The sequence below is a fragment of the Actinokineospora sp. NPDC051303 genome, assembly GCF_055586285.1.
In genome coordinates, this window is record NZ_JBVJIN010000005.1 from 64138 (window position 1) to 72199 (window position 8062).

Genomic DNA, 8062 nt, shown 5'->3' on the forward strand with positions numbered 1-8062 from the left:
AGGAAGTTTTCCGGTTATCAGGTAACACCGTCGGCGTCCCCCCGCCTACCTGCGACTCCAGAGAACACGGGTGAGGAGGACAACAGTACGGTTGTACTTCTCCCGGGGCCCGTGTTAACCGGCCATACCGGACTACTCCAAAGAGGACAGAAAACGCCGTCAGATAAGCGTGTCTCGCCGCGCGTTTTCCTTACGGGCGGACAAGACTTCCTCGTTGACCTCCAGCAGGTTGATCATCCGCAGCGCCGCGACGACCGCCGCGCCAACCAGGTCGTCCGCGGTCTCGCCGTACTCGATCCGCAGCAGGACGTCCCCGGAGCCGGTCTCGGTCGGGGCGGCGCTGGCGAAGGCGAACACCGGGGCCTTGGCACGGGGCACGGCGAGGAGCAGCAGATCACGCTGGACGCGGTTGAGGGCGACGCCATGCTCGCGGGTGCCGAACAGCAGCGTGTAGAGCAGGTCCTTGGCCTCGCGGAGCAGGTCGTCGCCCAGTCGTGAGCGGTGCTGAGGGCCGATCATCGGACCGCCCACCGGCGGCGGGTCGACCAGGCAGCCCGCCGCGGCGAGACGGTCGGCGTTCCACGAGGTCAGGTGCGCGATCCGGTCGGCCAACGACGCCGGGTCCACAGGGACGGCCGTGGGCTCGTAGGCGGGCTCGGCGGGCACAAGCGTGTCGTCGTAGGAAGGCATACCTGCCAACGTAGCGCGCTGACCAGCACTGACCCGGGGACTGTGACCGAGTTTTCACCCAGAGTGACTACAACCCGGCCAGGAGGTCCGTTTCCGTGATACCGGGGCCCTGGCCGTCCCGGATGAACCACTCCGTGCCGAAGGCGAACGCGAACGCCTCGTCGGGCATGGACAGGAAGAACGACTCCTCGCTGATCTGGCTGGCGTGAGCGCGCATGGCCGCCCGCTTCACCGCCAGGTACGGGGTCACGTCGACCTTGGCGGTGAGTTCGGCCTCGGGCTTGCCGACCTCGAAGTCCTCCGGCGGGCCGAAGCTCTCGCCTCCGGCGGCGCGGGCGGCGGCCATGCCCGCGCGCACCTGGTCGCGGTTGGCGGTGGCCTGGTAGACGCGCGGGGTGTTGGCCAGTTCCGCGGCGCGCAGGCCGACGCGGTGGACCTGGATGTGGTCGGGGTGGCCGTAGTTGCCGAAGTCGTCGTAGACGGTGAGGACGTCGGCGTTCTCCTCGATGAGGATGGCGGCCAGCCGCTTGGCGGCCTCGTCGATCGGGGCGGACCAGAACGAGCCAGCCGCGTCGTTGGCTGGCGTGCCCATCATCCCGGAGTCGGTGTAGCCGAGGAACTCGACGCGGGCGGCGCCGAGGATCTCCGCGGCGGCCTTGGTCTCGGCGACCCGTCTGGTCGCCAACTCCTCGCCGTCGGCAAGGAAGCCGTCGGGGACCTCACCCATCTCGCCGCGGGTGGCCACCACCAGCACCACCCGGTGGCCCTCGTCGGCGGCCTTGCGCATCACCCCGCCGCAGGTGATGCACTCGTCGTCGGGGTGGGCGTGGAACGTGACAAGGGTGGCCATGCCGCCAAGCTACTCAATCACACCGACAGTTTCAGCCCGCCGTCAGAAGCCGTGACCACGCGGCCAGGGTCGGCTGCTCGGCGAGGTCGGCGAACGGGACCTCGACGCCGTGCGCCTGCCAGCGGACCGACAGCATCATCATCCGCATCGAGTCCAGGCCCAGCTCGAACAGGTTCGCGTCCGGGTCCGGGGACACCCCCAGGACCTCCGCGACGGCCTCGCGCAGTCCTTCGACGGTGAACGCGTCACTCATGTGAACTCCTTCCTGGCCACCGAGCGTGGCGATCACCTCGGCGAGTCGGTCGGCGAGGTAGAAGTGCCCGCCGGGGTGGGTGTGGCGGGTGAACGACCCGGTGGTCGCCGCAGCCCAGGAGTCGGCCGACTCCGGGGGCATCGACGGGTCGTCCGCGCCGACGTGCGCGATCACGTCGAGGCCGAGCACCGCCGGGCCGGGGCGGTAGCGCTCGATCAGCGCGAAATCGTTGCGGATCATGGGCAGCAGCAGATCGCGCAGCTGCGGCTCGGCCAGGGCCGCGGCTCCCCCGCCGCCGAGCAGAGCCAGCTCGGCGCGCACGCCCGCCTCGTCGCGCAGGTGCACCAGGTCGGCGCGGGGCCGCTGGTCGGCCGGGCCGGGGCGGGCGGAGACGACCAGCCGCCGGGCCGCGCCGGAGCGCAGCCGCAGGGTGAACTCGTGCGCCACGGAGGCGCCCATGCTGTGCCCGAACACCACCACCGGCCGGTCGAGCGCCGGTTCGACGGCCTTGACGACCCCGTCGACCAGCTCGGCCATGGTGTCGATCAACGGCTCGGCGATGCGGTCCTCGCGGCCGGGGTACTGCACCGCCCACAGCTCGACGTCGGCGGGCAGGTGCGCTGGCCAGTCGCGAAAGGAGCTGGCCGCGCCGCCCGCGTGCGGGAAGCACAGCAGGATCGTGCTCGCGGCCGGGCGGCGCTGGTAGCAGCGCACCCAGGGGGTCGGGACGCTCACCGGGTGGTCAGCTCCGCGGCTACCTCGTCGTCGGAAAGCTCCATGACGCGACGGTAGAGCTCGGCGATCCGGTCGAGCCTGCCCGGGGTCGCCTCGTCGGCGCGCAGCGCCTCGGCCATGCCCGCGACGGTCCGCGCGCCGAACAGCGCCAGCAGCGGCAGGTCGGCGGTGTCGAGGGCGTCGCGCAGGTCGGCGAGGATGCGGGTGGCGAGCACGGAGTCGCCGCCGAGGGCGAAGAAGTCGTCGTGCACACCGATCCGGTCGCGGTCGAGCACCTCTTCCCAGCTCGACGCGATGGCCCATTCCAGCGCGTCGCGGGGCGCGGTGAACTCGGTGGCCGCGGCGGGGGCGGCGCCTGCGAGGGCGGCGCGGTCGACTTTTCCGTTGGCGGTCAACGGCATCTCGGCCAGCACGGTCGCGGTGGCCGGGACCAGGTGCTCCGGCAAGACCTGGCGGGCGGCAGCGAGAACGGCGTCGGGGTCGGCGTCGCCGGTCAGGTAGGCGGCGATGGCGCGGTATCCGGGCCTGCCCTCGTTGGGCACGCCGACGACGACCGCGGCCCGGACCCCGGGCTGGGCGGCGAGGACGGCCTCGATCTCGCCGGGCTCGACGCGCATTCCGCGCACCTTGACCTGGGTGTCGGCGCGGCCCATGAACTCGATCGAGCCGTCCGGCCGGACCCGGCCGAGATCGCCGGTGCGGTAGCGGCGTTCGCCGTCTCGCTCCACAAAGGACTTGTTAGCCGGGTCGCCCCAGTAGCCGCGGGCCACGCCCGGTCCGGCGCAGTGCAGTTCGCCGGTCACGCCCGCGGGGCGGTCGGCGCCGCGCTCGTCCAGCACGTAGTAGGCGGTGTTGGCGATCGGCTTGCCGTAGGGGATCGAGACGCGGTCGAGGTCTTCTTCCGTGACGCGGTGCCAGATGTTCCACAGCGTCGTCTCGGTCGGGCCGCCGACGCTGACCACCGTCACGCCGGGCGCCCGCTCGCGCAGCGCGGCGACCACCCGGGGCGGAATCCAGTCGCCGCCGAGGAACACGGTGCGGAGTCCACTGGGGACGACGTTCGTCTCCAGCAGCATCTCCATCATCGCGGGCACCGAGTTCCACAGCGTCACACCGTGTCCGACGACAAGGCTCGCCCAGTGCGCGGCGTCGCGGGCGCGGGCCGGGACGACCAGGGCGCCGCCCGCGCCGAGGACGCCGAACAGGTCGAAGGTCGACATGTCGTGGTGCAGCGCGGTGACGGCCAAGGCCACGTCGTCGGGGCCGACGCCGAACTCGGCGATGGTGGCGGTCAGCGCGTTGACCATGCCCCGGTGCTCGATCATCACCCCCTTGGGGCGGCCGGTGGAGCCGGAAGTGAACAGCACGTAGGCCAGGTCGCCCGGGGTCTGGGACACCGGGGGCCGCTCGTCGGAGCCGTCGGCGATGGCTTCGTCCACAGTGAACTTGTCGAGCACGATCGACACGCCCGCCTGCTCGCACACGGCGCGGACCCGCGCGGGCGGGGCGTCGGCGTCGATCGGCAGGTAGGGGGCGCCCGCGAGCAGCACGCCGTAGGCGGCGACGGCCTGCTCCCAGCCCTTCTCCAGCACGATGGCGACTGGCTGGTCAGCCCTGGTTCCCTTGCGGCGCAGCCAGTTCGCGACCCGAACGGCGCGGTGGCGCAGCTCGCCGTAGGTGAGCGTGGCGGTGGGGGTGATCAGCGCGACCTTGTTCGGGTTCGCCTCGGCCTGGCGCAGGAAGGCGTCCTGCACCAGCTCGTCGGGGATCTCGGCGGCGGGCCCGTCGATCCGGCTGGACGGGGCGAGCCGGAAGTCCTCTGTGGACCACCCGGGGCCGGTGAGGGTGGCCAGGACGCGGCCGAACGCGGCGAACAGCTCGGCGACGAGCCCGGCGGGGAACACCTGCTCCACGGCGTCGAAGTTGTAGACCAGCCCGGCCGGGGTCTCCTCGATCTGGACGTCGAGGTAGACCTGCGGGGTCTGCGAGATCGCGAACACCCGAGGCAGCACCGTTCCCAGCAGCGGGCGCTCCCCGGCGGTGAAGCCGATGGTGCTGGTCAGCACGACCGGCATGAGCGCGCCCCGGGTGCCGCCCGCGGCCCGGATCAGCTCGCGCAGCACCCGCACCCCGGAGAACTCCTGGTGCCCCAGGTCGTTCCAGAAGGTGCGCTGCAACCGCTTGGCGCGGTCGAGGAACGTGCCCGGCTCGCGGTTGTCGACCTCCAGCAGGGAGAACGACGCGAACTCGCCGAGCAGTTCGGCGGCCCGCGGGTGCAGCGGGAACCGGTTCATCCTCGGCACGTTGAGCGCGAAGTGCGCGGACTCGCTCCACGTGGCCAGCACCTCGGCGAACACCGCCAGGCACACCACGGTCGGGGTCAGACCGGCCTTCGCGGCGGCCTTCTTGACCTGCGCCCACTCGTCGGCGGGCAGGGTCGCCAGCCGGGAAGTCCACTGTGGATGACGGATCGACGCCGGGTCGGCCGCGGTGGGCAGGCGCGGCGCGGGCGGCAGCGACGGCAGGCGCTCCCGCCAGTACGCCTCGGCCTTGCGGCCCCGGTCCGTCGCCGCGATGCCGGCCTCGGCTAGCACGTAGTCGCGGAACCCGATTTCCAGCGGTGGCAGGGAAATCTCGGGGTCGGCGTAGAAGCGGGTGAGGTCGGCGATGAGCAGCTGCCAGCTCAGGTAGTCCAGGATCAGCGCGTCGAAGCTGATGTGCACCCGGGAGCGGCGCTCGTCGAGCAGGCTCACCTCGACGGCGAACAGCGGCCACTCCCCCGCGGGCCGCACCTCGTGCGAGAGCCGGTCGCGGATCGCGCGCAGCGTCGGCTCGGGGTCGGTGCCGCGCAGGTCGTGCACCACCGGGGTGAACTCGCCGACCTCGCGCAACACCTGCTGCTGGTTGGTGTCCGGGAGCATCACCGTGCGCAGCACGTCGTGCCGGTCGATCACCCGCCGCCACGCCGAGGTGAACCGGTCGAGGTCCACCTCGCCCTCGTACTCGTAGTACGCGTGCGTGGACACGTTGCCCAGCTCGAAGACGCCGGTCCGGCCGAGCAGGTACGCCTGCTGCTGGTCGTTGAGCGGGAACGGCTCGAACCGGTTGTCCGGGTCGGGCACGGCGGGCGGGTAGGGCGAGATCAACTGTGCTCCTTGGGATTCTCACGCTGCCAGTAGCCGAACGCGGACACCGCGTGCCGGGGCAGGCCGAACTCGCCGCGCAGCAGCTTGCGCAGCGACACCGCGACGGCGGACTCCGCGGCGACCCACGCGCGCACCGACCCGGGCGGCGGGCGGAACGCGCGCAGCGCCGCGGCCAGCACGCTCGTCCCGGCCCTGCGGTGCAGCCAGCTCACGGTCACATCGCCAGCCGAGGTGAACGGCACCTCGTCGTGCGCGTCGGCGACCTCCAGGAAAACCTGCGCGCGCTGCCCGGGTTCGAGGTCTTCCGCGATTCCGGCCGCGGCCGGGATCGCGGTCTCGTCGCCCGCGATCACCAGCAGGTCGGGCCGATCGGCGGTGGGGTAGTCGCGGCGGGGGCCGAGGAACGACACCGGGTCGCCGGGGCTGGCGGTGGCCGCCCAGGTCGCGCCGGGGCCGTGGCCGTGGACCACGGCGTCGATTTCCAGCCGCGCCGAGGCGCGGTCGAAGCGGCGCACCGTGTAGGCGCGCAGGGCGGCGTCGGCGTCCGGGTCGGCGAAGCTCAGCCCGTCCGGCCCCCAGCTCGCCTCCGGCGGCGCCCCGACGCCGTCGGCGGGCAGGATCAGCTTCAGCGCGTCCGCCGGGCGGTCGCCGCTGAACCCGCGCAAACCCTTGCCGCCCAGGGTGATCCGGCGCATCCGGGGAGTCACGTCGGCTGCGGACACCACGTGCGCGGTCGTCAGAGTCAAGGCGGGCTTGGTCACCGGGCCACCTCACTCGTTCGGTGGCGCGCGCCTGCGCACTGTGTCGATGATTCGCTCGCAAGCTCCCTCATGGCGACACGGTGGCGTAGGCGGGCTCGGTCGCTCCATAGAGGACGGACTGGAGGATCTCGCCGACCCGCACAGCGGTGTTGGACAGCAGGGTCGCGGTGATGCCGTGCGCGTGCTCGGTGCCGCCCTGGAGGTACAGGCCCGCGCGGACGTGCGGGGCCGTGCGCAGCCGGTAGTCGCGGCCCAGCACCGGCCTGCCCTCCGGGCCGCGCTCGCACACCGAAGCCGCGCGCCCCAACAGCTCGAACACGTCGCCGGGGTGGTAGCCGGTGGCGTAGACCACGGCGTCGCATTCCAGCGTCTCGGTCTCGCCGGTCGGCAGGAACTCCACGGTCACGTACACCGCGTCGTCGGTCTCGCGGGCGTAGGTGATCCGGGAGGCGTTGCGGATGTCGAGCCGCCTGCGGCCCGTGACCCGTTCCCGGTACTCGCGGCGGTACAGGTCCTCGATGAGGTCCATGTCCACCACGGAGTAGTTGGTGTTGCGGTGGTAGTCGAGCAGCATCTGCTTGACCTCGCCCGGGGCCGCGTAGAAGTGGTCCACGGCCTGCGGGTCGAAGATGCGGTTGGCGAACGGGCTGTCGTCGGCGGGGGCGTAGCCGTAGCGGGCGAAGACCGCGCACACCTGCGCGTCGGGCAGCACGGTGTGCAGCTGCGCCACGGTTTCCGCGCCGCTCTGGCCCGCGCCGACCACCAGCACCCGGCGCGGGTCGCTCGCGGCGAGGGCGTCGATGCGGTGCATCAGGTCGATGTTGTGCCACACCCGGTCGGAGGTGACCGCGTCCTCGGGCAGCTTCGGCCGCAAACCGGTCGCCAGCACCACGTTGCGGGCGCGGCACGTCACCACGGCATCGTCGGCGTCTTTGCCGATCACGTCGAAGTACTCGACCTGGCCGTCGACCTCCACCGGCCGCACAGACACGACCTCGCAGCCGTAGCGCACTTGGTCGGCCACCCGCGCCGCGGCCCACTCGAAGTAGTCGTGGAACTCCGCGCGCAGCGGGAACATCGTCTTGTGGTTGATGAAGTCCACCAGTCGGTCCCGGTCGCGCAGGTAGCACAGGAAGCTGAAGTCGCTGGCTGGGTCGCGCATGGTGACCAGGTCCTTGAGGAAGGAGACCTGCATCGTCGCGTCGTCGATAAGCATTCCCCGGTGCCAGCCGAAACTGGCCTGCTTCTCCAGGAACACCGTGCGCAGCGCCGCTTCCGGGAAGCGGCGGTTGTGCTCGTCCACCGCGATCGCCAGGGCCAGGTTGGACGGGCCGAAGCCGATGCCGACGATGTCGTGCACCTCGGTGGGAACGCTCATCGGTGTGCTCATCGGGCGCTCGTCTCGGTCTCGCGCACCAGGCTCGCGGGCCGCAGGTCCGTCCAGTGCTGCTCGACGTAGGCCAGGCAGCCGTCTCTGGTGTCCTTGTCGTGCGCGACGGTCCACCCCGCCGGGATGTCGGCGAACGCGGGCCACAGCGAGTGCTGGTTCTCCGCGTTCACCAGCACCAGATATGTGCCGTCGTTGTCCTCGAAGGGGTTCGTCGTGCTGGGGTTAGACACGGTAGAT

Annotated in this window: 7 protein-coding genes; all 7 read right to left on the bottom strand. The window is 71.7% G+C overall.

The window, feature by feature from the left end; all coding sequences use genetic code 11:
• Positions 1–159 precede the first annotated feature (159 nt).
• A complete protein-coding gene (locus ACZ6SD_RS05785) occupies positions 160–690 on the bottom strand; it encodes a hypothetical protein (RefSeq protein WP_465315754.1) in 531 nt (176 codons plus the stop codon).
• A 67-nt stretch (positions 691–757) separates the two neighbouring features.
• Positions 758–1540, bottom strand: a complete 783-nt coding sequence (locus tag ACZ6SD_RS05790; protein ID WP_465315755.1) for a PIG-L family deacetylase — start codon at positions 1538–1540, stop codon at positions 758–760.
• 31 nt (positions 1541–1571) lie between these two features.
• Positions 1572–2528 carry an alpha/beta fold hydrolase gene (locus ACZ6SD_RS05795; protein ID WP_465315756.1) on the bottom strand — a complete coding sequence of 319 codons (957 nt, stop codon included), beginning with the start codon at positions 2526–2528 and terminating at the stop codon, positions 1572–1574.
• Positions 2525–5674 carry a non-ribosomal peptide synthetase gene (locus ACZ6SD_RS05800; RefSeq protein WP_465315757.1) on the bottom strand — a complete coding sequence of 1050 codons (3150 nt, stop codon included), beginning with the start codon at positions 5672–5674 and terminating at the stop codon, positions 2525–2527. The genes ACZ6SD_RS05795 and ACZ6SD_RS05800 overlap by 4 nt, the downstream gene beginning before the upstream one ends.
• Positions 5671–6435: a siderophore-interacting protein gene (locus ACZ6SD_RS05805; protein ID WP_465315758.1), complete on the bottom strand. Its 765-nt coding sequence runs from the start codon at positions 6433–6435 to the stop codon at positions 5671–5673. Before ACZ6SD_RS05805 ends, ACZ6SD_RS05800 begins: the two co-directional genes overlap by 4 nt.
• A gap of 67 nt (positions 6436–6502) precedes the next feature.
• Positions 6503–7813 (bottom strand): lysine N(6)-hydroxylase/L-ornithine N(5)-oxygenase family protein, encoded by a 1311-nt coding sequence (locus tag ACZ6SD_RS05810; RefSeq protein WP_465315759.1) that lies wholly within the window; start codon positions 7811–7813, stop codon positions 6503–6505.
• 8 nt (positions 7814–7821) lie between these two features.
• The gene (locus ACZ6SD_RS05815; RefSeq protein ID WP_465315760.1) at positions 7822–8055 is read right to left on the bottom strand and encodes an MbtH family protein; all 234 of its coding nucleotides are present in this window, start codon (positions 8053–8055) and stop codon (positions 7822–7824) included.
• Positions 8056–8062: the final 7 nt, after the last annotated feature.